This is a genomic window from Gilliamella sp. CG25 (genome assembly GCF_046635705.1).
Taxonomy (GTDB): domain Bacteria; phylum Pseudomonadota; class Gammaproteobacteria; order Enterobacterales; family Orbaceae; genus Gilliamella; species Gilliamella apicola_I.
Genome location: NZ_JBIDFJ010000004.1, coordinates 53,001 through 77,622 on the forward strand (window position 1 = coordinate 53,001; position 24,622 = coordinate 77,622).

General features: G+C 35.6%; 23 protein-coding genes. 7 read left to right on the forward strand and 16 right to left on the reverse strand.

Translation table 11 applies throughout. From position 1 onward, the window contains the following. Positions 1-82: 82 nt before the first annotated feature. Genes kdsA through prfA form a run of 3 tightly spaced genes read right to left on the reverse strand, consistent with a single transcriptional unit; the run spans position 83 to position 2,873 of the window. Complete coding sequence (gene kdsA / locus ACGH6P_RS04445) at positions 83-937, reverse strand: 3-deoxy-8-phosphooctulonate synthase (protein ID WP_324123836.1); 855 nt, start codon at positions 935-937, stop codon at positions 83-85. A gap of 17 nt (positions 938-954) precedes the next feature. Next, entirely contained in the window at positions 955-1,791 is an 837-nt protein-coding gene (prmC, locus tag ACGH6P_RS04450; protein ID WP_267352541.1) for a peptide chain release factor N(5)-glutamine methyltransferase, read from the reverse strand. Next, positions 1,788-2,873, reverse strand: coding sequence for a peptide chain release factor 1 (gene prfA / locus ACGH6P_RS04455; protein WP_267352540.1), 1,086 nt, complete (start codon positions 2,871-2,873; stop codon positions 1,788-1,790). The genes prmC and prfA overlap by 4 nt, the downstream gene beginning before the upstream one ends. Before the next feature lie 416 nt (positions 2,874-3,289). Here prfA and manA point away from each other — a divergent pair, with 416 nt between their 5' ends. Further along, entirely contained in the window at positions 3,290-4,477 is a 1,188-nt protein-coding gene (manA, locus tag ACGH6P_RS04460) for a mannose-6-phosphate isomerase, class I (RefSeq protein ID WP_411596821.1), read from the forward strand. Positions 4,478-4,538: 61 nt separating this feature from the next. Here the strand turns inward: manA and lpdA are convergent, their stop codons facing one another. Genes lpdA through aceE form a run of 3 tightly spaced genes read right to left on the reverse strand, consistent with a single transcriptional unit; the run spans position 4,539 to position 10,263 of the window. Then, positions 4,539-5,963 (reverse strand): dihydrolipoyl dehydrogenase, encoded by a 1,425-nt coding sequence (gene lpdA / locus ACGH6P_RS04465; RefSeq protein ID WP_065559371.1) that lies wholly within the window; start codon positions 5,961-5,963, stop codon positions 4,539-4,541. A gap of 16 nt (positions 5,964-5,979) precedes the next feature. Next, complete coding sequence (aceF, locus tag ACGH6P_RS04470; protein ID WP_411590202.1) at positions 5,980-7,584, reverse strand: pyruvate dehydrogenase complex dihydrolipoyllysine-residue acetyltransferase; 1,605 nt, start codon at positions 7,582-7,584, stop codon at positions 5,980-5,982. A gap of 12 nt (positions 7,585-7,596) precedes the next feature. After that, complete coding sequence (gene aceE, locus ACGH6P_RS04475; protein ID WP_267352538.1) at positions 7,597-10,263, reverse strand: pyruvate dehydrogenase (acetyl-transferring), homodimeric type; 2,667 nt, start codon at positions 10,261-10,263, stop codon at positions 7,597-7,599. A gap of 376 nt (positions 10,264-10,639) precedes the next feature. Here aceE and lipB point away from each other — a divergent pair, with 376 nt between their 5' ends. From lipB to asnA, 4 genes are all read left to right on the forward strand, one after another. Beyond that, a complete protein-coding gene (gene lipB, locus ACGH6P_RS04480) occupies positions 10,640-11,260 on the forward strand; it encodes a lipoyl(octanoyl) transferase LipB (RefSeq protein ID WP_267352537.1) in 621 nt (206 codons plus the stop codon). A gap of 9 nt (positions 11,261-11,269) precedes the next feature. After that, the gene (lipA, locus tag ACGH6P_RS04485) at positions 11,270-12,229 is read left to right on the forward strand and encodes a lipoyl synthase (protein ID WP_267352536.1); all 960 of its coding nucleotides are present in this window, start codon (positions 11,270-11,272) and stop codon (positions 12,227-12,229) included. A gap of 296 nt (positions 12,230-12,525) precedes the next feature. Continuing rightward, positions 12,526-12,939: a hypothetical protein gene (locus ACGH6P_RS04490; protein ID WP_411596822.1), complete on the forward strand. Its 414-nt coding sequence runs from the start codon at positions 12,526-12,528 to the stop codon at positions 12,937-12,939. 242 nt (positions 12,940-13,181) lie between these two features. After that, positions 13,182-14,174 carry an aspartate--ammonia ligase gene (asnA, locus tag ACGH6P_RS04495; protein WP_267352534.1) on the forward strand — a complete coding sequence of 331 codons (993 nt, stop codon included), beginning with the start codon at positions 13,182-13,184 and terminating at the stop codon, positions 14,172-14,174. A 155-nt stretch (positions 14,175-14,329) separates the two neighbouring features. Here asnA and ACGH6P_RS04500 read toward each other — a convergent pair whose 3' ends face one another. The 4 genes from ACGH6P_RS04500 to ACGH6P_RS04515 form a co-directional block, all read right to left on the reverse strand. Further along, entirely contained in the window at positions 14,330-14,632 is a 303-nt protein-coding gene (locus tag ACGH6P_RS04500; protein WP_411596823.1) for a DUF1161 domain-containing protein, read from the reverse strand. A gap of 444 nt (positions 14,633-15,076) precedes the next feature. Further along, a complete protein-coding gene (locus ACGH6P_RS04505) occupies positions 15,077-15,340 on the reverse strand; it encodes a SemiSWEET family transporter (RefSeq protein ID WP_081299178.1) in 264 nt (87 codons plus the stop codon). Between the two features lie 269 nt (positions 15,341-15,609). After that, positions 15,610-16,830, reverse strand: coding sequence for an MFS transporter (locus tag ACGH6P_RS04510; RefSeq protein ID WP_411596884.1), 1,221 nt, complete (start codon positions 16,828-16,830; stop codon positions 15,610-15,612). A 29-nt stretch (positions 16,831-16,859) separates the two neighbouring features. Beyond that, complete coding sequence (locus ACGH6P_RS04515; protein ID WP_411596824.1) at positions 16,860-18,260, reverse strand: PLP-dependent aminotransferase family protein; 1,401 nt, start codon at positions 18,258-18,260, stop codon at positions 16,860-16,862. Positions 18,261-18,408: 148 nt separating this feature from the next. On the opposite strand from ACGH6P_RS04515, the gene pdxS reads away from it, so the two are divergent. Together pdxS and pdxT are read left to right on the forward strand one after the other, a co-directional pair. Next, entirely contained in the window at positions 18,409-19,296 is an 888-nt protein-coding gene (gene pdxS, locus ACGH6P_RS04520; protein WP_065559362.1) for a pyridoxal 5'-phosphate synthase lyase subunit PdxS, read from the forward strand. A 2-nt stretch (positions 19,297-19,298) separates the two neighbouring features. Further along, complete coding sequence (gene pdxT, locus ACGH6P_RS04525; RefSeq protein ID WP_267352530.1) at positions 19,299-19,889, forward strand: pyridoxal 5'-phosphate synthase glutaminase subunit PdxT; 591 nt, start codon at positions 19,299-19,301, stop codon at positions 19,887-19,889. Between the two features lie 163 nt (positions 19,890-20,052). Here the strand turns inward: pdxT and ACGH6P_RS04530 are convergent, their stop codons facing one another. The 6 genes from ACGH6P_RS04530 to ACGH6P_RS04555 form a co-directional block, all read right to left on the reverse strand. Further along, positions 20,053-20,802 carry a glycosyltransferase family 25 protein gene (locus tag ACGH6P_RS04530; protein WP_411596825.1) on the reverse strand — a complete coding sequence of 250 codons (750 nt, stop codon included), beginning with the start codon at positions 20,800-20,802 and terminating at the stop codon, positions 20,053-20,055. A 648-nt stretch (positions 20,803-21,450) separates the two neighbouring features. Next, entirely contained in the window at positions 21,451-21,663 is a 213-nt protein-coding gene (locus ACGH6P_RS04535; protein WP_267352528.1) for a hypothetical protein, read from the reverse strand. Between the two features lie 377 nt (positions 21,664-22,040). Beyond that, positions 22,041-23,243 (reverse strand): hypothetical protein, encoded by a 1,203-nt coding sequence (locus ACGH6P_RS04540; RefSeq protein ID WP_267360256.1) that lies wholly within the window; start codon positions 23,241-23,243, stop codon positions 22,041-22,043. Next, positions 23,243-23,515 carry a PAAR domain-containing protein gene (locus ACGH6P_RS04545; RefSeq protein ID WP_267352526.1) on the reverse strand — a complete coding sequence of 91 codons (273 nt, stop codon included), beginning with the start codon at positions 23,513-23,515 and terminating at the stop codon, positions 23,243-23,245. The genes ACGH6P_RS04540 and ACGH6P_RS04545 overlap by 1 nt, the downstream gene beginning before the upstream one ends. 169 nt (positions 23,516-23,684) lie before the next feature. Beyond that, positions 23,685-23,885, reverse strand: a complete 201-nt coding sequence (locus ACGH6P_RS04550; protein ID WP_411596826.1) for a hypothetical protein — start codon at positions 23,883-23,885, stop codon at positions 23,685-23,687. Between the two features lie 34 nt (positions 23,886-23,919). Then, entirely contained in the window at positions 23,920-24,615 is a 696-nt protein-coding gene (locus tag ACGH6P_RS04555; protein ID WP_411596827.1) for a hypothetical protein, read from the reverse strand. Positions 24,616-24,622: the final 7 nt, after the last annotated feature.

The window sequence follows — 24,622 nt, forward strand, 5'->3', positions numbered from 1 at the left end:
AAATTCTTATTACTAATACTGAGATTAAACCCTATTGATAAAATTTAATTTATTAATAGGGATTTAATCACATCAATCAATTTTAATTTTCAGTATTAATTTCATCAAAACTTTTTACTAGCTCATCAATAGCTTTCATCTGTTTTAAAAATGGCTCAAGTTTAGCTAATGGAAGTGCTGAAGGTCCATCACATTTTGCATGACTTGGATCAGGATGTGATTCTAAAAATAGCCCTGCTATACCCACTGCCATGCCTGCACGAGCAAGTTCGGTCACTTGTCCACGACGTCCTCCGGATGCTGCTCCCATAGGATCACGACATTGTAAGGCATGAGTGACATCAAAAATTACTGGTGAACCATGGCTGGCTTTTTTCATGATATTAAAACCAAGCATATCAACCACTAAATTATCATAACCAAAGCAGCTACCACGATCACAAAGAATGATTTGATCATTGCCTGCTTCCTCAAATTTTTCAACTATATTGCCCATTTGTCCGGGACTAACAAATTGTGGTTTTTTAACGTTAATGACGGCACCTGTCTTCGCCATTGCCACAACGAGATCGGTTTGTCTGGCTAAAAAAGCCGGTAATTGAATAACGTCAACAACATCGGCAACGGGTTGACACTGTTGTTCGGTATGAACATCAGTAATGATTTTTACGCCAAATTGTTGTTTTAATTCTTGAAAAATTTTCATACCTTCTTCCAAACCAGGGCCACGATAGGAATGAACAGAAGAACGATTCGCTTTATCAAACGAAGCTTTGAAAATATAAGGGATGTTGAGTTTATCCGTGACCGTCACAAAGTGCTCGCAAATTTTCATTGCCAAATCACGTGATTCAAGCACATTCATACCACCAAATAACACAAATGGAAGATCATTTGCGACCGTAATATCCCTGACTTTTACTTGTTTTTGCTTCATCATAAATTGTTTCCTAGTTAAGGTTTGAACCAACGACCAAGCGTCACTCGATCATTGCCACTATAGTCTGTGAAGGTTTCAACTAATTGAAATCCATGTTGTTTGAAAATCGTTTGTACTGCAGAGCCTTGCTTCCAACCATGCTCGATCAGTAACCAACCATATTGATTCAGATGTTTGGTAGCCCCTTTGACAATTAACTTTATATCCGCAAGTCCATCGTCGTCTGACACAAGTGCTGTTCTTGGCTCATAACGAACATCACCTTGAGATAGATGAATATCTGTTGGCTCAATATAAGGCGGGTTGGATGTTATCATCGAAAATTTACGGGTTTTGAGTGGTTTATACCAATCACCTTGTAAAAAATAAACATTATTTACACCGATTTGTGTCGCATTTTGTTGAGCTAATATTAGCGCATCTCGATTTTTTTCAACAGCAGTAAAAAGACAGTCTCGGCGTTCTGTTGCCATAGCAATGGCTATGGCTCCTGTACCTGTTCCAAGATCTAAAACTTCACAGGGAATTTTAGGTAGGTATTCTAATCCCAGCTCAACTAATTTTTCGGTATCTGGTCTTGGAATCAAAGTACAGTCCGACACATTAAATTTTAAAGACCAAAACTCTTTTTCCCCGGTAATGTAAGCAATCGGTTCACCCGCTTGCCGACGAGCTAAATATGCATTGAGGCGCGTTAACTCATCGTCTGATAATGAAGTTTCACTAAACGCCATTAAAAATGTTCGTGTTTTGTGCGTCACAAAACTCAATAGTATTTCCGCATCACGCTTGGGACTTTCACTTTCACTTAAGGTTTGAGATGCATATTTAAGCCACTCTAAATAAGTCATTCATCTTGTTCCGATAATGCAGCAAGCTGGTCTGCCTGATATTCTTGTACAATTGGATCAATCAACATTTCTAACTTGCCTTCCATAACTTCATCTAAGCGATAAATCGTCAAATTGATACGATGATCTGTTACTCGTCCTTGTGGATAGTTATAGGTTCGAATACGATCTGAACGATCACCAGTACCTAAAAGGTTACGTCTGGTCGACGCCTCTTCTTGTTGGCGTTTTCGGGTTTCAGCGTCTTGGATTCGTGCTGCTAAAACCGACATCGCTTTAGCTTTATTTTTATGTTGAGAACGTTCATCCTGACATTCAACCACAATTCCTGTTGGAATATGCGTAATACGAATAGCTGAATCGGTTGTATTAACGTGCTGACCCCCTGCCCCAGACGAACGATAAGTGTCAATTTTTAAGTCAGCGGGATTAATTTCAGGCATTTCTGCTTCTGGAATTTCAGGTAACACCGCAACCGTACATGCAGATGTATGAATACGACCTTGCGATTCTGTTTCAGGTACACGCTGCACACGATGACCACCCGATTCAAATTTTAAGTTACCATAAACGCCGTCGCCACTGACTAACATAATGACTTCTTTATAGCCACCATGCTCACCCTCATTGGCACTCATAATTTCAACTCGCCAATGACGGGATTCTGCATATCTTGTATACATTCTTGCAAGATCGCCAGCGAATATTGCTGCTTCATCTCCACCTGTTCCAGCTCGAACTTCAACAAAGCAGTTATAATCATCATTGGGATCTTTAGGTAATAATAAAACTTGTAACTGCTTTTCTTGCTCTTCGATACGGTTTAACGCTTCATTTAACTCTTCTTGAGCCATTTCACTCATTTCAGGATCGGCAAGCATCATTTTAGCAGTTTCAATATCTTCTTGAGTCTGCTTCCAACTTGTAAAACATTTCACCACACCCGTTAATTGCGCATATTCTTTAGAAAGAGTACGGAATCGATTTTGATCGGCAATCACCGAGGCATCAGACAATAACGCTTGAACCTCTTCGTAGCGCTCTTGCAAAGTTTCTAACTTACTGATAATTGAGGGTTTCATATAAAAGTCTATTTTTAATCGTGAATAAATGAATTTGCGGGGCATTATATACTTAATCGCCTTTAAAATACAGTTTCCCTACTTTTTCATCCTTGCAACTATTAATAATGCTGTGTAATATCTCAGAATTTTGTTTTAAACACAGACATTCAAAAAGTGTTATTCATTTCACAAAAATCACTTTTTAATCTTTTCAAAAATTTGCTTAGTCGTTACTATAATTCAGTTGATTGATTACTTTGTTAAAAGGTCTTTACTTTATTCAACGCTTTTTATGAATACAGGAAAAGATAACTAAAAATATGTTAAATGATCGGTTTAAAGCACAGATTTTACTGTTAAATAACGTTTATTAAGAAGGAATAAGCTTAAATATCAATATTCGCATCACATTCACTCTTTTACAGGTTGATAATATGAAGCAAACGATATGGAAACTTGAAAATTGTGTTAAAGATTATGATTGGGGAAGTATCGATAGTATTACGACTTTATTTGGTATTAAAAACCCAAGCCAAAAGCCGATGGCTGAAATATGGATGGGTATACATCCTCTGGGTTGTTCAAAGATTATCGGTTTAAATGGCGAAAAGATAAATCTTAATGCGCTTATCAATCAAAACCCATTGCAGATTTTGGGTAAAAATACTTATCAACTTTTCGGTACTCTTCCCTATTTATTCAAAGTACTCGCAGCAAATAAACCCCTTTCAGTTCAGGTTCATCCAACTAAAGCTGATGCTCAAAAAGGTTTTGAAAAAGAAAATAAATTAGGTATCGATCTTCATTCACCAAACCGAAATTTTAAAGATCCCAATCATAAACCAGAATTATTGTATGCACTCACGCCATTTAAAGCCATGAATTCGTTTCGACCGATTGAGCAAATATTATCATTTTTTTCGCAAATAACTATCCCTATCTTTAACCATGAATTAATACAATTACAACATAATCCTTATCCAAAACAACTGAAACACTTTTTTCAATTTTTGTTGAATCTTTCACCAGACCAAAAAATACAAGCTATTCATCAATTATTAGCCTGTACTAGAAGTTTCAATCAAGAGCCTTTTTTAACCATTCATACACTGGTAAAAGATTATCCTAACGATATTGGTTTGTTTATGCCTTTAATTTTAAATGTGATTGAACTCAAGCCATCTCAAGCGATGTTTTTACATGCCCAAACACCGCATTGTTATTTATCGGGAACCGGTTTTGAAGTGATGGCAAATTCAGATAATGTTTTAAGAGCAGGTTTAACCCATAAGTTTATTGATATTGACGCATTAATAGCGAATACGAACTTTAGCAGTATTGATGCTAGTGAATTGCTAATTAATCCGTTAATTAATCATAATAAAATTGATTTTCCTGTTCCCGTTAATGATTTTAAATTTGAAATCATTCAAAGTGATCTTCAATTAAGAAAAGAAAAAGTCAACAGCCCTCAAATCCTATTTTGTGCAGATGGCGCTATTACATTGACAACAAAACATGAAGTACTCACTTTAAATAAAGGGGAATCGGTGTTTGTTGCGTATCATGCCAAATATTATAGTTATAGTGGGAAAGGATGTTTTGCAAAAGTGAGTGATTAAAAAAAAGCCGTCAATCATTGACGGCATAAATTTTAAGATAGATAGAATGACTGAATATAAACTATTTTTTTACTGCTTTCGGATTCGGTAAATCAGTTACCGTTCCTTCATAAATTTCAGCAGCAAGTCCAATTGATTCATGAAGTGTTGGATGCGCATGAATAGTTAAGGCAATATCTTCGGCATCACACCCCATTTCAACCGCAAGGGTAATCTCTCCAAGCAATTCACCGCCATTAGCACCAACAACTGCGCCACCTAAAAGGCGATTATCTGCTTTATTGAAGATCAGCTTAGTCATCCCTTGTGAACAATCCGATGCGATAGCTCGCCCAGATGCTGCCCATGGGAAGATAGACACTTCATAATCGATACCCTTTTCTTTCGCTTCTTTTTCGGTTAAACCAACCCAAGCAACCTCTGGCTCAGTATAAGCAATAGAAGGAATTGTTTTTGGATCAAAATAGTGTTTTTTGCCCGCAATCACTTCAGCAGCCACATGTCCTTCGTGAACGCCCTTGTGCGCAAGCATTGGTTGACCAACAATATCACCTATAGCATAGATATGTGGAACATTGGTGCGCATTTGTTTATCGACTTCAATAAAACCACGATCAGTAACGTTCACGCCGGCTTTTTCAGCACTAATTAGTTTTCCATTTGGCGAACGTCCAATTGCCACTAATACGGCATCATAAGTGTGTGTTTCAGTGGTTCCGTCTTTTTTCTCCATAGTGACGTAAATCGCATCATGTTTTGCTTCAACCGTCGTTACTTTTGTTTCAAGACGTAAGGTGAATTTATCCTGAATTTGCTTAGTAAAGACTTTGATCACATCTTTATCAGCAGCAGGAATGACCTGATCAAACATTTCAACCACATCGACTTCTGAACCTAAGGCATGATAAACCGTGCCCATTTCAAGCCCAATAATTCCCCCACCCATTAATAATAATTTTTTAGGAATGGTTGTCAAAGCAAGCGCATCTGTGGAATCCCAAATACGAGGATCATCATGCGGAATAAAAGGTAATTTAATTGGTCGAGACCCAGCTGCAATAATAGCATTATCAAACGTAATTTTAGTAATACCTTTTGCAGATGTCACATCCATAGTATGACTACCGGTAAATTGCGCTTCGCCCTGAATAACATTGACTTTACGCATTTTAGCCATACCTGCTAATCCATTAGTTAACTGATTAATGACCTTCTCTTTCCAACCTCGAACTTTATCCAGTTCAAGTTTAGGTGTACCAAAATGAATTCCATGTTCTGTCAGTGATTTGGCTTCGTCCATGACTTTAGCTACATGCAAAAGTGCTTTAGAAGGAATACATCCCACATTTAAGCATACGCCACCCAATGTAGAATAGCGTTCAACTAACGTTACGTCTAATCCAAGATCGGCGGCACGGAACGCAGCAGAATAACCTGCTGGACCAGCACCTAAAACCACCACTTGTGTTTTAACTTCTTGACTCATAATTTATTCTCCTAAACTACATCACTAATCGACGTAAGTCAGATAAGACGTTAACAATATGGCTTAAGAAGCGTGCACCGTCTGCACCATCAATCACACGATGATCAAATGACAGAGATAAAGGTAACATTAAACGTGGCGTAAACTCTTTACCATTCCAAACAGGTTTCATACTTGAGCGTGACACCCCTAAAATACCAACTTCAGGTGCATTCACAATTGGGGTAAATGAAGTTGTACCAATACCACCTAAACTTGAAATTGTAAAACATCCGCCTTGCATATCCGCACCGGTTAATTTACCTTCACGAGCTTTTTTCGAGATTTCGGCAAGTTCACGAGATAACTCAACGATGCCTTTTTTATTGACATCTTTAAATACCGGTACGACTAAACCGTTTGGCGTATCAACTGCGACACCAATATTGATGTATTTTTTGATAATCAAGGTTTGCGCATCTTCCGATAATGAACTATTAAAACGTGGATAAGCAGTTAATGCACTTGCCACCGCTTTCATAATAAACACTAATGGCGTGATCTTAAGATCAAGTTTTTTCTTCTCTGCTTCGGCATTTTGTTGTTTACGGAATGCTTCTAAATCCGTAATATCGGTTTCGTCAAATTCAGTAACATGAGGAATCATGACCCAGTTACGATGTAAATTTGCACCTGACACTTTTTGGATTTTAGTTAATGGTAAAGTTTCAGTTTCACCAAATTTGCTAAAATCAACTTTCGGCCATGGTAATAATCCCGGTAATGCTCCACCTGCTGTACCACTCTCAACTTGTTTCACCGCATTTTTAACGTAAGCTTGAATATCTTCACGTAGGATTCGGTTTTTAGGCCCTGTTGGTGATACTTTAGCCAGATTCACGCCAAATTCACGCGCTAAACGACGAACAGAAGGTGTTGCATGTGCATATGCATCATTTTCAACAAAATCATTACTTGCCGTTGTAGAAGCCGTTGCAGCAGGAGTAGAAACATTACTCACCGGTGCAGCAACTGAAGCTGATTTTTCTGGTGCTGTCGGCGCTGGCGTTGCAGTTGCAGCGTTAGCTGGCGCACTGCTGGATGCCGTTTCAAATTCCATAATTTTGGAACCTGTCTTCACTTTATCGCCAACTTTAACTGTTATCGTTTTAACCACACCTGCGATAGAGGCAGGTATTTCCATTGAGGCTTTATCGCCTTCAACAGTAATAAGTGAATCATCTACCGATATAGTATCACCGACTTTCACTAAAATTTCGGTCACTTCGACTTCGTCACCGCCAATATCTGGCACATTAACATCGACTGTTTGACTTACGGTTGCAGCCGCTGGAGCAACATCGACTTTCGGGGCAGACTCTGCTTGAGCTGGCGCAGATTCTGCGCCATTCTCGGTATCAAATACCATAATATCGACACCAGTTTTAACTTTATCGCCGACTTTGACTGAGATAGATTTTACGATCCCTGCTTGTGGCGCAGGGATTTCCATTGAGGCTTTATCGCCTTCAACCGTTAATAATGATTGATCGACTTCTACCTTATCTCCCACTTTTACAAGGATTTCGGTAACTTCGACTTCATCACTGCCAATGTCAGGTAATTTAATTTCAATACTCATGTTGGTTACCTCTTATGCAATACGTGGGTTTAATTTGTCAGCATTGATTTCAAACTTTTTAATCGCTTCATCAACAACGCTGGCTTTAATATCACCACGTTTAGCAAGCTCACCTAATGCTGCAACAACAACATAAGATGCATCCACTTCAAAATGATGGCGTAAGTTTTCACGGCTATCACTGCGACCAAAACCATCAGTACCCAGTACTCTGTAACTTTCAGCAGGTACAAAGGCACGGATTTGCTCAGCAAACAGTTTCATATAGTCTGTTGAAACCACGGCTGGGTTATTATTCATAATTTGTGTTACATAAGGTACTTTTGGTTTTTCACTTGGATGTAACATGTTATAACGCTCACAATCTTGACCTTCACGAGCCAATTCAGTGAACGAAGTAACACTATATACATCGGATCCAATGCCGTAATCTTTAGCCAAAATTTCTGCCGCTTCACGAACATGACGTAAAATTGCCCCTGAACCTAATAATTGAACAGTTGGACTACCTTTTTTACCTTTAACCGTATCGAGTTTATAGATACCACGACGAATACCGTCTTCAACACCTTCTGGCATTGCAGGTTGTGCATAGTTTTCATTCAATGTGGTAATGTAATAGTAAACATTTTCTTGCTCACCATACATACGGCGTAAGCCATCTTGCATAATTACTGCTACTTCATAAGCGTAAGCTGGATCATATGAAATACAGTTAGGAATGGTTAAAGATTGAATATGACTGTGACCGTCTTGGTGTTGTAGACCTTCACCATTTAACGTTGTTCGTCCTGAAGTCCCACCAATCATAAATCCACGTGCTTGTTGATCCCCAGCAGCCCACATTAAGTCACCGATACGTTGGAAACCAAACATTGAGTAGTAAATATAAAATGGAATCATTGGCAAGTCGTTGGTACTGTAAGATGTTGCGGCTGCAAGCCATGAAGCGGTTGCACCACATTCATTAATACCTTCTTGTAGAATTTGCCCTTTTTCGTCTTCACGATAATAAGCCACTTGTTCTTTGTCTTGTGGCGTATATTGTTGACCGTGTGGATTATAAATACCAATTTGACGGAATAAACCTTCCATACCAAATGTTCTTGCTTCATCTGCTAAAATTGGCACTAAACGTGGTGCAAGATCTTTATCTTTAAGCATGATGTTAAGCGCACGAACAAAAGCAATAGTGGTCGAAATTTCTTTTGATTGCTCTTCAAGAAGTGGTGCAAATTCACTTAACGGTGGAATTGACACTGTGCCTGAGAATTTAGTTAATCGTGAAGGTACATAACCATGTAATGCTTGGCGACGTTCATGAATATATTTATATTCTGGTGTATGTTCTTCAAATTTAATGTAAGGTAATTTTTCAAGTGATTCATCATTAACCGGGATGTTAAAGAAATCACGAACATGACGAACGCCGTCCATATTCATTTTTTTCACTTGGTGAGCAATATTTTTACCTTCAGCTGCTTCACCCATACCATAGCCTTTGATAGTATGTGCTAATATCACGGTAGGACGATCTTTAGTCTCTTTAGCACGACTAAATGCAGCAAACATCTTCTCTGGATCTTGACCACCACGGTTGAGTCTGAAAATTTCTTCATCGCTCATGTCTTTTACTAATTCAGCCGTTTCAGGATATTTACCAAAGAAATGCTCACGCACATAAGCACCATCTTTTGATTTGAAAGTTTGATAGTCACCGTCAAGGGTTTCGTTCATTAAACGAATCAATTTACCTGATTTATCTTTTTGTAATAATTTATCCCAACGATCACCCCAAAGCACTTTAATAACATTCCAACCTGCGCCAGCAAAAATCCCTTCAAGTTCGTTAATAATCTTACCATTACCTGTTACTGGGCCATCAAGTCTTTGCAAGTTACAGTTGACAACGAAAACTAAATTATCCAGTTTTTCACGGGTTGCCACCGTAATTGCGCCTTTAGATTCTGGCTCATCCATTTCACCATCACCTAAGAAAGCGTACACAGTTTGTTCAGAGGTATCTTTTAATCCACGATGATTTAAATATTTTAAGAAGCGAGCTTGATAAATAGCACTTACTGGCCCTAATCCCATTGATACGGTAGGGAATTGCCAAAATTCCGGTAATAATTTAGGGTGTGGATAAGACGGTAAACCTTTACCATGAATTTCTTGACGGAAATTATCTAATTGTTCTTCAGTCAAACGTCCTTCGATGAAAGCACGAGAATAGATACCCGGTGAAATGTGACCTTGGAAGTAGACCAAATCCCCACCATCTTTATCATTACGTGCGCGGAAGAAGTGATTAAAACAGACTTCATAAAAAGTGGCTGCCGATTGGAATGAAGCCATATGACCGCCAAGCTCTAAATCCTTTTTAGACGCTCGTAATACCATCATGATAGCATTCCAACGAACAATTGAACGAATGCGCCTTTCAATCTCCCAGTCCCCTGGATAAGCAGGTTGTTCTTCTACTGGAATGGTATTGATATAATTACTTGTTGAAGAACCGAAAAGTAGTGGAACACCACCATCTCTCGCTTTGTTGACTATTTGTTCGATAATGTACTGAGCACGTTCGATACCTTCTTCACGGATAATTGACTCGATACTTTTAAGCCAATCTTGCGTTTCAAATGGATCGATATCATTCATTTGCATGTCCGACATATAAAAACCTCTTTTTTGTTAAAAAAAATGCAGTTTTTGCTATCCTTAGCTATCACAAAAGCATAACTAAATATATTAGCTTCAATTCTGCACTATGGAGCTTTACTAATATCAGTCTGCCATTTTCACAAAAAAAGTAAAGTAAACCTGAGTTTAGAAAAGAATGTTAATTCCTATCAAATTAATCAACTATTCCAATAAATATAACTTTCAACACATATTCTATTGATATAAAAGAGTTTTTAAGAAGTGAAAAACTAAAGAATTATTTATATGGTTATACCTTGTTCAAGCATAGGTTGTCAAGCTATAGTAAAATCTGATATATAAATGTAAATTTTAAAGCAATGCAACGTAGAGATTGAAAAAAACAAGCATGACTAAGAAAGACATCATTATCAAAGATTTGAACCTACAACCTTACATGCAAACGTATCAAGCTATGCATGAGTATACTCAACGTCGTGATAATCAATCGCCAGATCAAATTTGGCTTGTCGAACATAATGCTGTTTTTACTCAAGGTAAAGTGGGTAAACCTGAACACTTACTTAAACAAACCAATATTCCTGTCGTACAAACTGATCGAGGTGGACAAATCACCTACCATGCTCCCGGTCAGCAAATCATGTATATTTTGTTTGACTTAAAAAGAGCCAAACTCGGCATTCGTGATATGGTCAGTTATCTAGAAAACAGTATCATACAAACTTTAGCTAATTATGATATCATAGCCTATGCCAAACCTGATGCACCTGGCGTCTATATTGATACAAAAAAAATCTGTTCACTTGGTTTGCACATTCAACGTGGTTGCACATTGCATGGACTTGCTTTAAATATTGATATGGATCTCACTCCCTTTACTTATATTAATCCTTGTGGCTATGCTGGATTGCAAATGACACAATTAAAAGAATATGTCTCTTCAATCGATCGCAAAGTTATTAAACAACAATTAACGGATAACTTTATTAGCCAGTTACAAAATCAATAAGATAAAATTATGCAAAATGATGAACCAATAATCCGAAGCTCAAAATACCGTGATGCAGATAAAACACGTTTAATTCCAACTATTACGGTGGAAGATTCTGCCCCCTTAAAAAAACCTGAATGGATGAGAATTAAATTATCCGCTAACAGTGATAATATTGCCCATATAAAAAATACTATGCGTAAACATGGTTTACATTCGGTTTGTGAAGAAGCGTCTTGTCCAAATTTAGCGGAATGTTTTAATCACGGAACGGCTACTTTTATGATTTTAGGTGATATATGTACACGCCGTTGCCCATTTTGTGATGTTGCGCACGGTAGACCATTACCACCAGACCATGAAGAACCCATTAAACTTGCTAAAACGATTCAAGAGATGAGATTACGCTATGTGGTTATTACCTCGGTTGACCGAGACGACTTAAAAGATGGTGGTGCAAGTCATTTTGCAGCATGTACAAAAGAGATTCGCGCATTAAGCCCGACTATTAAAGTCGAAACCTTAACACCAGACTTTCGAGGCTGCATAAATGAAGCTGTCGAAGTTTTAAGTCAAAACCCGCCCGATGTTTTCAATCATAATCTTGAAAACATTCCTCGTTTATACAAGAAAATACGCCCCGGTGCTAGCTATGAAGGCTCTTTAAAGTTATTAGAAGCCTTTAAAGAAAAACATCCGGATATTCCAACAAAATCGGGCTTAATGGTTGGTTTGGGTGAAACAAATGAAGAACTTATCCAAGTCTTAAAAGATTTACGTAGTCATGGTGTGACAATGTTAACCTTAGGGCAATATTTACAACCAAGTAAATATCATCTTCCTGTTGAGCGTTATGTATCACCATCAGAATTTGATGAATTAAAACAAATTGCCTTAAATATGGGATTTACTCATGCCGCATGTGGCCCCTTTGTCCGTTCATCGTATCATGCTGATTTACAGGCTATGGGTAAAGAAGTGAAATAATAAATTTAAAAAAACGGTTTATATTGTGCAGAAATGGAAGCTGATTTTAAAACAGATTCAGAATCTAAAACTTCTGCTATAAAATTGTTGCAAAATTTTTTTGAAAAAAAGAATATTACCTATGACGAAAAACGGAAGATAAAACAATTATTTCACTACTTTGTAATATCATGAAACATTTCATTAGAGTAAAATACGAAAATCCTTATAACTAACATTAAACAGTATATAAACTAAAAAATAATTTTCTTTAATAAAAACTAAAAATAAATTCTCGATACATAAGGAATATTAACATGAACGAAGGCTTAAAGTTAGAAAACATTAACGCATTATTTGAAAAATTTGAATTACCCAATTTTAACAGCTCATCAGTAATTTATGGTTGTATCAACCCAAAATTTTGGAAATTTGCACTTTATCAGGAATTAGCTGTTTTAGATATTAAACATTTCCTTATTTATTTTGATTCCAATGAAATTATTTTAATAGGTTTAACTGTAACAGGAGATTTTACCTATAATGTTCTCCAAATACCGATGACATCAATTTCAAATATGACCTTCAAAAAAGGTTGGATTAACAGCAAATTTGAATTTACGACTACTGAAAATAAACGATATCCTTTTAAAGTGCCTAATTTTGTGATGACCGCAAAATGGCAAAAACCAAATTTAGCGAATATTATTACCACCTATATTAATCAATAATTAACCCATTTATCTTTTACTGGTGTTATTAAAATATTGCCTAATATATTGTCTTATTAGGGGTTTTAATTTTTAGTTTTTACATTTAATATCGGCTCCTATCATTGATGAAAAGTCCAAAGTAAACTCGTTAACTATTTTGCTTAGTATTTTTGAAAAAGTGCCGATATGTTCTAACTTGCATATTTTTATTTTCTAGTTTAATTTAGCTATCTGGATTAACTAATAATTGAAGAGTAAACATGACGATATCATTTAAAGAACAACAACAACGTATCAGTTTTGTAAAACAATTTTTTGCTGAACAATTAGCAAAAAACTTATCGCTTATTGAAGTGCAAGCCCCCATATTAAGTCAAGTAGGTGATGGGATACAAGACAATTTATCGGGAACCGAAAAAGCCGTTCAAGTTAAAGTTAAAGCTATTCCTCAATCACAATTTGAAGTTGTTCACTCACTGGCAAAATGGAAACGAAAAATATTAAGTATGCATCATTTTCCAGTCGGCGAAGGTGTGTATACGAATATGAAAGCATTACGCCCCGACGAAGATCAACTCTCCCCTATTCACTCTGTTTATGTTGACCAATGGGATTGGGAAAAAGTAATGCGACCAGAAGATCGTAATTTAGGGTATTTAAAGCAAACTGTCGAAAAGATCTATGCCGCCATCAAAGCGACTGAAAGTGCAGTATCCGATAAATATCATCTATCACGATTTTTACCCGAATCGATCACATTTATCGATAGTGAGCAATTATTAAAACGTTATCCTAATTTATCACCTAAAGAACGTGAAAATGCCATCACAAAAGAGCTTGGCGCTGTGTTCCTGATCGGTATAGGGGGTGATTTGTCTAACAATGAAAAACACGATGTACGTGCACCCGACTATGATGATTGGAGTAGCGATAATGAAATGGGTTCAAAAGGTTTAAATGGCGATATTTTAGTTTGGAATCCAATTTTAAATAGTGCGTTTGAAATTTCGTCTATGGGAATTCGAGTTAATCCAGAAGCGTTGAAGCGCCAATTAAAAGCAACCAATGATGAAGATCGTTTACAATATGCGTGGCATAAAGCTTTAGTGGATGGTGATCTACTTCAAACTATAGGGGGTGGAATTGGTCAATCTCGTTTAGCGATGCTACTTTTACAACAAAAACATATTGGACAAGTACAATCAAGTGTTTGGAACGATGTAACTCATCAAAATTACACTAATTTATTATAATGTAATGATTATCTCTTCTATTTTCATGGTAGAAGAGATATTACTCACTTCTGATTAGAAAAATGACCTGCTTAGATCACCGAATAACATAACTTTATCCCTCTTCAATTATTCACGCTGTTCATTCAATTTTGTTTTCTGTACTTTGCTTTAAATCACCTTCTTTTTGTACATTCAATGACCCTTGAATGATGTTCTGATGATAAATCTAAAAATTCCGCTGAGACATGATTTAACCGAAGATAAATAATTTTTTTCTGTCCGGCTTCACAGAATCCGACAATTTTACCTTCAACTTGATCGGCAATATCGGTGGGTGAAATTTTTAATATATAGTCAGACGTTTTTACACCATTATTTTCAATTTTTTCAGCAATATCGGCACAAATGGCGTCACAATTTGATGCCAGCGCAAATGTTGGCATACATATCATCAAAACAGAAACTACTTTTTTCATCTCTTTCCTTAATAATATTCTATGAAATTAAAATAAATCATATTGTTATAATTACTTATTAAATGATAACGATTAACTTTGCCATACATTTATCTTAGCAGATTTTAAGACAAATAAACTCAAATACCCTTTTCAAATAGGTACACGAATAATCGAACAGACGGAAACTTTTAAACATAATTATTGATGCTGTGAGTAACATCAAAATTATGCACTGTACTATTTGATAAGTATTTAACAAACCTGTTGATAACTCTTTATCTTATTAATTATTAGTAATTTATCATTCAGATTAAATAATAAACGACCTCAAAAATGATATTATTTTAAAGAAAAAATCAAGTATTAAATTGTTAAAATTAGGCTAAATTAAGACGGATTAAATAGACGAAAAAAGACTTCAGATAAATGAGCAGAAGCAAATACTTCCGCTTTCATTGACAATTATAAGGCGGTAAAAAAAGCGATGAGGCCAAAAATCACTCCTGGTGAATTCGCTATCGCAATAGGCCAATCCTTTTTTTCACGTAAAAGACCATAACTGACCCATAAGGAACAGTTGATTGCTGCCGCTAATGGCTGAGTAGGATTTGATTTCATACCTTGTAAATTATCAATGATTTGTGGAATGTAAGAAATGTACATACCCAGTGAAGCAATGGTTGCAATAATACCCAGATAATGGAAAGCTTTTGCTGAAAGATACAAAATGACCTCCTAATGATTAGTTAAATCGATAATGTTGATAACTGCAATACTCATCATTTTGAATGAAAACGTTTAAATGGTATAAAACTCATTCATGACTAAAGATTAATTAATAAAGAACGAAAAGATTTGAGCAACGGTATCAACGTTAAAGTTAAATTCAGTGTTATCGCTTCATGTTTATCATTTATTTATCACACGAAACGACCGGATGACTTTACTAGTATAGGTCAACACTGAATTTATACAACTCACATTTTAGGAAACAGTTAGGTTAATGGTGTTTGCTTTGTTTCTTTACCTAATAGGACAATAGCCATTATTGCCATTAAAATAGATAAGCTAAATAACCCAAAAATCACACTTAAACGAATATCTTTAGCCATTAGAAAACCAACCATGAGAGGGCCTAATATTCCCCCTATTCGTCCAACCGAAGCGGCAATACCTGAACCTGTTGCACGAATATTGGTAGGATACTGCTCTGGAGTATAAGCGTACATAGCACCCCAAGCACCTAAATTGAAAAATGATAAAAATGCACCATACACGAGTAAATGATTAACAGATTTAGCCTCACCAAATAAATAGGCACTAATTAATGTACCTAATAAATAGGTGATTAGCACCCATTTACGCCCTACTCGCTCAATCAACCAAGCAACCGAAAAATACCCCGGTAACTGAGCAAATGTCATAATTAAAATATATTGAAAGCTTTTTATCATGGAAAATCCTTTTATCATCATGACACTAGGTAACCATAAAAACATGCCATAATATGAAAAAACCACACAAAACCATACTATCCATAACATGATGGTCGAACGGCGAAACTCTGAAGTGAGTAATGAATTAACTTTTTTAATTACCGAATCATTTTTAGAGTTTGCATTCAAACTATTAAAAGCCGATGAATCGGGTAAGTTAAAACGTAAGTAAAGCGCATAAAACGCAGGGATAGCGCAAATAATCATCGCTCCTCGCCAACCTATTGCCGGAATAGGAATAAGAAAATAAGCGATTAGAGCAGCTAAAATCCAACCGACAGCCCAAAAACTTTCAAGTAATACGACAATTCGACCCCGATGTTCAGGCTCGACACTTTCGCTTACTAAAGTAGAAGCAACCGGTAATTCACCGCCTAATCCCATACCAATAAAAAAACGTAAAATAACTAAACTTGCCAGTCCCCAAGCAAATGCACTTAATCCGCTGGCAATACTAAACATTAATAAAGTAAATAAAAATGCCGATTTACGTCCTTTTTTATCCGCATAGATCCCAAACAGAAAAGCGCCTATCGCCATACCAATAGAATTGACACTGCCAATTAAGCTAAGTTTTTCAGGACTTAATCCCCAATCTTGTTTTAAAGCGGCGAGTATAAACGACAGTAATCCGACATCCATCGCATCAAACAGCCAGCCTGTACCGGCAATAAATAAAAGTTTTTTTGTTGATATTGAGCGTTTTGTTGAATATTGCATAACATAAAAATAATAGTAATTTTTTAAGATCAAACCAAATTCTGATTGAAATGTCCATAGCTTAAACGTATCCACCCTAATTTATCACCATAATCACTTCCTTGTGATACGATAATATTTTGAGCAAGCAATTGATTTAAAATAGCGATTTCTTGTTGTGATGATTTAACAGGTAATTGGGCATATAAATGAAAACCACCTAAAGGTTTTTGATAATTTATTGTGTCATCAAAATAATTATTGAGCCATACCATTAATTGATTCGCTTTAAAATTGAGCTGTTCACTCAAAAAGTGTTGATGAATGAAATAATGATTTTTTAGATATTCTTCTGCCAATAATTGCGGCAAAATACTCAACCCAGAATCGATATGTTGACGAATATTCGCTAGATTTTCAATAATATTACGAGGTGCTATCATCCAACCCACCCGTATATTTCGACCAATATATTTAGAAAGCGATCCTAAATAGATAACTTGATTATGGTGGTCAAACTTTTTAATGGGTGAAATGGATAATTGAGAATTAAATGCTAAACAACTATAAGGATCATCTTCAACGATACCAATACATTGCGAACGACAAAATGCTAATATTGCTTTTTTGCGTTTATCACTCATCACAAAGCCTAATGGATTTTGAAAGATAGGATTGAGAAACAGCCATTTTATGGGTTGCTGACTAACGACTTTACTTAAACTGTCTAAGGTAATACCTTCATTATCGCACTCAATCCCATATAAGCGTAACCCTGCTGCTTGGAAAAGTGGCAAAGAGTAAAAATAAGAAGGCGATTCGATAGCAATTGCATCGCCTGATTTAAGTAATCCCTGGGTAATTAAAAATAGTGATTGCTGTGTGCCTGATGTAATGAGTATTTGAGATGTCTCTACCGACATAGCAAAACGTTGTTGCATGTAATTGGCTATTTGCGTTTTTAGTGCTGGCAAACCTAACTGTAATTGGTCACTATTTTTTTCATGCATGATAAGCTCATCTGAGCTGATATTGGGTAATAACAATTTGGGCATCCAAATTGTGGGTAAGTCCCCATTAGCAAGATCGATGATGTTAGATTGCTGACGTCGTATGAGTTCGACTTTTTGTTGATAACGAGATTGTTTATTTTGGTAAAAACGTGCTGGTAACCGCCAATTTATTGAAGTATACGCCTGAACACCCCATTTTTTATCATTAACAAATGTTCCACTTCCTTGCCTGCGGATTAAAAGTCCTCGTTCAGAGAGATTATCCAAAGCACGAACCACCGTTGTTCGATTGATGTTTAAAATGTTAGCAAGTTCACGTTCTGATGGTAATCGTTCGCCAGCAATCAATATGCCTTGCTCAATATAATATTCAATTAGTTGACTTACTTTATTAAAAAGTGCGCCTTGATAGGCATTTAATTTCTGATGATTCCACATGTTATCGATTACTCAACATTTTAAACCTTGCCAGACAACGCATAAAAAATTGGATGACCTAATTATAGTCCAATTGGCTGTATCTTACCTATCGTTAATTTTAAATAATACGTCATCCAGTATTAATTGATTTCAATTAGGAGATGTGATGAATAAAATTACCGGAACACAGACCGTAAAACGGGGTATGGCACAAATGCAAAAAGGTGGCGTGATAATGGATGTGGTGAATGCAGAACAAGCCAAAATCGCTGAACAAGCTGGCGCTGTCGCAGTTATGGCACTAGAACGGGTTCCTTCAGATATTCGTGCTGCTGGTGGTGTTGCCCGAATGGCAGATCCAACTATTGTTGAAGCTGTGATGAATGCGGTTACAATTCCTGTCATGGCAAAAGCGCGTATTGGTCATATTGTTGAAGCCCGTATTTTAGAATCAATGGGTGTTGATTATATTGATGAAAGCGAAGTATTAACACCTGCCGATGAACAGTACCATTTACTCAAAGATGAATTTACCGTACCTTTTGTTTGTGGTTGTCGTGATTTAGGCGAAGCACTACGTCGTATAGGTGAAGGGGCATCCATGCTAAGAACTAAAGGTGAACCGGGGACAGGTAATATCGTTGAAGCAGTACGCCATATGCGCAGAGTGAACGAACAAATTCGATTGGTAAACAGTAAATCTAAAGATGAACTAATGACATTGGCAAAAGAAATCGGTGCGCCTTATGAACTCGTCATACAAATCAAACAGTTGGGTAAATTGCCTGTTGTTAACTTTGCGGCTGGAGGCATTGCAACCCCAGCCGATGCAGCTTTAATGATGCAACTTGGCGCAGACGGCGTTTTTGTTGGCTCGGGTATTTTTAAATCGCAACATCCTGAAAAATTTGCAAAAGCGATTGTGCAGGCAACGACGTATTATGACGATTATCCACGCTTAGCAGAACTATCTAAAGGATTAGGTGAGGCAATGAAAGGCATTGAGATCAGTAAATTGTCTGAATCCGAAAGAATGCAAGAACGAGGATGGTAACGATGCAATCACTCAAACCCTTACGGTTAAAAAAAATTGGCGTGCTTAACTTACAAGGCGCAGTTAGTGAACATATAACCATGTTGCTGAGTATCGAAAATGTGATTGCGGTAACAGTAAAAAAACCTGACCATTTAGCGGGGTTAGATGGTTTAATTATTCCAGGCGGGGAATCTACCGCAATTAGCCGACTAATTAAACAAAATGGACTATTTGACCCCATTAAAGAATTTGCCCGTCAAGGCAAAGGTATTTTAGGCACCTGTGCCGGCTTAGTTCTTTGTGGTATGACAACCACTCATCATGAAGTTGAACTTCTTGAATTAATGGATATTACCGTTGAACGCAACGGGTTTGGTCGGCAAGTAGCAAGTTTTGAAACCTTTTTAGATATAGCGTCAATTGGCAAGCACATTCCAGCCATCTTTATCCGTGCTCCTTATATCATCCATGCAGGTAACCCAGTAAAACAACTGGCATTTATTGATGATCACTGTGTAATGGCAGAACAAGATAATATTTTAGTCTGCTCATTTCATCCCGAGCTATCTAACGATAATCGGGTGATGAAATATTTTGTTGATAAATGTTGATGGGAAGTATTTTCAAAAGACAAGGGATAGATATTTAATCTGTGTTATTAAATATCTATACCCATATGTATGGGGAACACAATTGTAAAAAATACCAATTACTATTAGTACGTATTAATGTTAATAATGTTGATATTGCAAACTCATACCGTTTGTTTAGCAATCAGTAATCAAAATAATTCCTATATTTAGGTTTTTTTGAAAACATTTGCAGTATCGAAACAATAAAATTGACTTTAGGTCGTTTCTCTAGGCTATATAATTTTTTTCGGTAATTTTCTCGATTAGCAACAACCAATTTGCGCTCCGCTTCAAGTGAGGAATCGTTCTTATCGCGATCGTTGGTTTCAATGAGATGTGGTAGGGTAAAGTATGTTTTTATATTTCCGCACGTTCTGAAAATTTCAAACATATCTGCCTCGTATCTGATAGGCATTAGAAACTCAACCATCTTTTTTGCTGTTTTTAATGTAATTATATAGCCTGTAGCGCGAATAGCCTTAGCTATTGGGAAAACATTAAAATCGCCAAGTCTCATTTTTTTATTTTTTGCGTATTCGACGTCACCAGTTAGCAAAAAAATTCCGTTTTTTGGTTTTTTTTCGAATGCACTCATAAAATCTACTGTTCTACTATCGAAGATTGCGTCATCCTCAATAATTAGTGCATAAGGTAACCTCCGATTTATAATTTCTTTATACACACCTATATGACTGAGGGCACATCCAATTTCACCTTTCGTTAAAAAACAATTTTTATAATCATAAACATTGTCATTAATAAAATTTTCATCTAATTCACGCCCGTCAATCGCTGTAATAATTTCAAAATCCATTTTCAATTTTTTACATAAATTAGAAATTCTATCCCGTCTATTTACTGCACTACTCAAATTTATTACAAACACTTTCACTAATTAAATATTCTCAATCATTATTTACAAATAATACGACCACTAAATATACACTGGATATTATTAATTGACAATAATTTACTAAAAAACAATTAGATTACATAGCTATAAAATTATTACAATAACCAATGTTTGTTATAGGATTTGACAAAATCGTCGTCTATTTACATCCATCCAAATATTTAAAAATAGTGTTTTCATGCTCCAATAGTCGATTCCTTTCTCGATTTTACTAATAGTTGACGTGAGTAAATCAGTTTAAATAACTCATGCTCGTTCGTGCCACAATTAGTAATTATTTAAATGTTCATGTTTTTTTTTATTTTTTGACAAATATATGTAATAGTAAGTAGTATTAGAATGCAATTAAAGCAAAATAGTCCTACATATTATTGCGCTCGATAACCCTGAGCACAAATAATCTAACTTAAATCAATTTACCGAACGGCATTCAAAGTAGCCCTATCAATTATAATTTTTCCATTAGGTCGATTGTTTTACCGCGTAACATCGTTGGTAAATTTAGAATTTCGACGTTAACATTGTCATGATTTTTTATTCTAAACAGTTTTTTCGTATCAGTTAGGTATGAACATGGTAGCCTAGGCATTCCAATTTTTTTTATGCATGGGTTTTTCATGGCTCTTTTTATGCTTCCGTTAAACTCTTTTTTAACTCCATATTTTCATCAAAATAATCTTGATCGTCTGGTTTAGACTGATATCGATATGAATTAATTTGTTTGCTATTTTTAGTCATTAATAATAAATGATCTTGACTAAATATAAGTTTTTGCAGTTCTAAAAAAGGCGTTTTCGCACAAGAAAAAAACGGGGTATGGGTTCTAAGATGTTTTAACACTTCGCTACCAGTTCGTTTCTGCTTTAAAACATAGACTTTATAGATATGCGAATGTTATTGATTTGTTAAAGTTTGCGGTGCGGTCACTGTATATACAAACTTTTAATTATTACAACTAGTTAGACAAATTAAATGTTTATATTACTTAACCGTAACGCCATTTTTAAACGGTAATTTTCAACTACGGATATTTCTTGAATGCTTAAAAAGCTTCGAAAAAGTTTAAACTAGATTCCATAATGTTATGGTTAAATAATTTAAACGCGAATCAACAATAACTAATGTCAATTATGTTCATTTTAATTGTTAAAACGTCTCGAAGCTGTATACCATTGCCTAAATGAAGAACATTTTAAGTCATTCATCACTCATTACTTTTAACTGAGCTGAGGATAAGCAACAACAGAAGCAGTTAATTCAGGTTGACCAATTAAGATAAACTGCTTATTTTTACTATCTAACGCTTGTTCAATAGCCAATCCCGTTGCCAACCATAAAGCACAATTACCTGATTTACCAATTGAATTATCGACACTAAAAAAATTATTTGGTTTAAAATCAATAATATTTAAATGATTTAATACCGCTTTGTTTTGATCTTCACTGATAAAACTTGTCCAAATTCCGTCATAATCTTTATCTTTACCATCACCCCAAAGTAATGCCTTGTCGATTGTTTCTTCTAATGTTTGAGTTTGTTCACTACGATAGACTTTAATAGCTGATTCTCTAAAATCAGAAAGACAAGGATCATTAATCGCTTCTTCACCAGCAAACAACATGAACGATAAAAATTCGCCTTCATTTTCAGAAGGTATTTGAAAAAGATGACCAGCAATGACAATTAATAAATCAGAATCATGATCACGATGATCCAACCATGACTCAGTGAATAAAGTACTATTTTTAGGGTTTTTTATTTCAAAACTAGTAGGTTTAATTAATTTTCCTAAGGTTTGTGTCCAAATATCTTCAAGATTATCAATACTTGGTTCTGAATCAATGAACAATCGTACATGAATATTTAATTTTGGAGAAAGACGATTAAATATTGTTTGGTATTCAAGTTTCCACTCATCAAATTTTGCTTTTAATCGTTGTTCAATATAGTTACCTAACAAACTTTCAGGTATAGCTAATGAACTATATGCAATAGACTTTCTACCACTAACAACAGGCATCGAACTTAATAACACTTTATTGTTAGCCACGCCGACACCACTACCCTGTTTGCCATGATGTGTTTCAAGAGAATGACTTAACACGTATAAACCTCGTCTTGCAAATTCAATTAGCTCTTGGCGTTCGATTTCACAATCAATATTCCAATTTTCAATATATATATCATTACAAAAACGAATATAAAGATTATAAAAAAAACAAAACATCCATATTGAGACTGGAAAAATAATCGAAAAACAAATAAACCAAAAATTAGAAAGGTTATAAAAAACACTGTAAATTAAAGTACCCAATACACCTAAAGCGACAGACAAGATAAGAAAACCAAGCCAAAGCCAAAAGTTACCTTTTTTCTGTTTAGGCAGTGAGTCAGGGATAGCATTTAGATTAACGGGCATTAGCTTTTTCCTACTTTAGAGATAGATGAAATTAACGAACAACCACAAGCACTTTTATGCCCATCTAAAGCAATTTTTTTACCCTGATCTGTCATTGTTGGTTCACCTTCTATAATTGAATTGACACCATGCTTATGAATGGGGCAACTAACTAAATCACCGACTCGAGCAACAGGTTTACCCATTACTTTCATTGTGGTTGACGCGGTAATAACTTTACCGCCATGATTAGTATCATCACCTAAACGAATAACGCCTCGTAAATTAGTCATTTTTAATTCCTTTTTTATTTACCTTTGTTAACTTTTTTATTTGTTTATACTGCAACTAATTATAGCTAATTAACATTCAAATTAAAGTTATTATCTTTAATTAATATTCCATTAGTTTTTATACAATTATTGGGTTCATATTTGTCTTAGATTTCTGTTTGAATGCCTTTTATAGCATTAGTATTTGCTCATCGGTATAAGGGAATTTTAGTACACCTAAGTAATAGCAAAAATCGCCTTTTACTTTTGTATTGGCACGTACCTTGTCAAAACGGTCTTGAATAATGCGTTTAAATTCTTCTTTGTTATAACAACCAACTAGACTACTACCCGCGATCAATAGGGCTAGTAGTTGGGTGAGTTTACTCATCTTTTTTAAAACCTTTGAATTTATGGTTTAGAATTTATGGTTTAAATTGAAAATAGGAAAGATTATCTTGATACAATTTATCATCCTTACCCACATAAAATTTTATGGTATGCGAATAACTTTCATTTGGTAACATTACATCTGATTGTGGATATATCGAATTCAGTTTTTCTTTATTGTTTATTACCCAATCTGGCACTTCGATAACATGATAATCAAAATCTACTTCAAGATTGACTTTGTTATAGCTATAACCTTGTGCTCGGGTATACTCATTTTTGGTGACATCTGTCACTCTTTCAACCACGATCGGTCCATAACAAAATTCATTATGGTAGAGAGGTTCATCATCTCTATTATCAATGTATTGATGCCAATATTCCCGCCCCAAGTCGGTTAAGTCATAATGATACAGTCCCGCTTGCCCTTCCACAGATTGTCGACTTAATAAACCAATTTCGGCAAATAGGGGTAATGACCTTGATAATTTACGTTTATTCCAAATATCCCATCTTATATCCGTTTCTAGAACTGGCTCATCGGTATAAGGGAATCTTAATACGCCTAAGTAATAGCAAAAATCGCCTTTTACTTTTGTTTTGGCTCGTGCTTTGTCATAACCATCCTGAATGATGTGTTTAAATTCTTCTTTGTTATAACAACCAACTAAACTACTGCCAGCGATCAATAGCGCTAATAGTTTGATGATTTTACTGTTTTTTTGTTTCATAAATTTT

Excerpts from the sequence above, each read along its gene's own strand:
- pdxS (WP_065559362.1), top strand. The coding sequence starts at position 18,409 with ATGAATAAAATTACCGGAACACAGACCGTAAAACGGGGTATGGCACAA.
- kdsA (WP_324123836.1), bottom strand. The coding sequence starts at position 937 with ATGAAGCAAAAACAAGTAAAAGTCAGGGATATTACGGTCGCAAATGAT.
- aceF (WP_411590202.1), bottom strand. The coding sequence starts at position 7,584 with ATGAGTATTGAAATTAAATTACCTGACATTGGCAGTGATGAAGTCGAA.
- lipA (WP_267352536.1), top strand. The coding sequence starts at position 11,270 with ATGCAAAATGATGAACCAATAATCCGAAGCTCAAAATACCGTGATGCA.
- asnA (WP_267352534.1), top strand. The coding sequence starts at position 13,182 with ATGACGATATCATTTAAAGAACAACAACAACGTATCAGTTTTGTAAAA.
- ACGH6P_RS04555 (WP_411596827.1), bottom strand. The coding sequence starts at position 24,615 with ATGAAACAAAAAAACAGTAAAATCATCAAACTATTAGCGCTATTGATC.
- ACGH6P_RS04550 (WP_411596826.1), bottom strand. The coding sequence starts at position 23,885 with ATGAGTAAACTCACCCAACTACTAGCCCTATTGATCGCGGGTAGTAGT.
- prmC (WP_267352541.1), bottom strand. The coding sequence starts at position 1,791 with ATGACTTATTTAGAGTGGCTTAAATATGCATCTCAAACCTTAAGTGAA.
- ACGH6P_RS04515 (WP_411596824.1), bottom strand. The coding sequence starts at position 18,260 with ATGTGGAATCATCAGAAATTAAATGCCTATCAAGGCGCACTTTTTAAT.
- ACGH6P_RS04540 (WP_267360256.1), bottom strand. The coding sequence starts at position 23,243 with ATGCCCGTTAATCTAAATGCTATCCCTGACTCACTGCCTAAACAGAAA.
- ACGH6P_RS04545 (WP_267352526.1), bottom strand. The coding sequence starts at position 23,515 with ATGACTAATTTACGAGGCGTTATTCGTTTAGGTGATGATACTAATCAT.
- lipB (WP_267352537.1), top strand. The coding sequence starts at position 10,640 with ATGACTAAGAAAGACATCATTATCAAAGATTTGAACCTACAACCTTAC.
- aceE (WP_267352538.1), bottom strand. The coding sequence starts at position 10,263 with ATGTCGGACATGCAAATGAATGATATCGATCCATTTGAAACGCAAGAT.
- manA (WP_411596821.1), top strand. The coding sequence starts at position 3,290 with ATGAAGCAAACGATATGGAAACTTGAAAATTGTGTTAAAGATTATGAT.
- ACGH6P_RS04510 (WP_411596884.1), bottom strand. The coding sequence starts at position 16,830 with ATGCAATATTCAACAAAACGCTCAATATCAACAAAAAAACTTTTATTT.
- pdxT (WP_267352530.1), top strand. The coding sequence starts at position 19,299 with ATGCAATCACTCAAACCCTTACGGTTAAAAAAAATTGGCGTGCTTAAC.
- ACGH6P_RS04490 (WP_411596822.1), top strand. The coding sequence starts at position 12,526 with ATGAACGAAGGCTTAAAGTTAGAAAACATTAACGCATTATTTGAAAAA.
- ACGH6P_RS04500 (WP_411596823.1), bottom strand. The coding sequence starts at position 14,632 with ATGAAAAAAGTAGTTTCTGTTTTGATGATATGTATGCCAACATTTGCG.
- lpdA (WP_065559371.1), bottom strand. The coding sequence starts at position 5,963 with ATGAGTCAAGAAGTTAAAACACAAGTGGTGGTTTTAGGTGCTGGTCCA.
- prfA (WP_267352540.1), bottom strand. The coding sequence starts at position 2,873 with ATGAAACCCTCAATTATCAGTAAGTTAGAAACTTTGCAAGAGCGCTAC.